This window comes from Streptomyces sp. 7R007 (genome assembly GCF_054850255.1).
This window is the reverse complement of record NZ_JBTWMV010000155.1, coordinates 1-651: the sequence shown is the minus strand read 5'-3', so window position 1 is coordinate 651 and position 651 is coordinate 1. Positions and strand designations below refer to the sequence as shown.

Genomic DNA, 651 nt, shown 5'->3' with positions numbered 1-651 from the left:
CGCGGAGTCCACGAACTCCACGAAGTCCGCCAGGTCGCCGAACTCCGGCAGCACGGCGGTGTAGTTGGAGACGTCGTAGCCGCCGTCGCGCAGCGGGGACTGGAAGAAGGGCGGCAGCCAGATGCAGTCGATGCCGAGCCACTGGAGGTAGTCCAGCTTGGCGGTCAGGCCCTTGAGGTCGCCGACGCCGTCACCGTTGCTGTCCTGGAAGGAACGTACGAGGACCTCGTAGAAGACGGCTCGTTTGAACCAGTCCGGGTCCCGGTCCTTGGCGGGCGTGTCCTCGAACGTGTCCTGAACAGGCTCGTTGACGATCATATTGTGGGTGACCCTCCGATCTGCGGGGTGGACGGTCGCAGGACGGTGAGGATGTGCGCGGGCCTGTGGCCCGGTTCGAGTCGCACATAGTTGGCCCTGCCCCAGTGATAGGTCTCGCCGGTGAGCTCGTCGCGCACCGGCACCGACTCGTGCCAGTCCAGGCCGAGTTGCGGCATGTCCAACGAGACCGTGGCCTCCTGGGTGTGGTGAGGGTCGAGGTTGGCGACGACCAGAACAGTGTTCGAACCGCTGCGCTTCGAGTACGCGATCACCTCGTCCTTGTCGGCGTGGTGGAAGTGCAGGTCGCGCAGCTGCTGGAGCGCAGGGTTCGCC

General features: G+C 65.6%; 2 protein-coding genes. Both read right to left on the bottom strand.

What is annotated here, in order from left to right; all coding sequences use genetic code 11:
• A partial coding sequence (locus ACYF6T_RS44570; protein WP_461703707.1) for an alpha-amylase family glycosyl hydrolase occupies nt 1-318 on the bottom strand: 318 nt, incomplete at its 3' end.
• The coding region (locus ACYF6T_RS44565; RefSeq protein WP_461703706.1) for an alpha-glucosidase C-terminal domain-containing protein at nt 315-651 on the bottom strand (337 nt) is incomplete at its 5' end. The genes ACYF6T_RS44570 and ACYF6T_RS44565, both read right to left, overlap by 4 nt.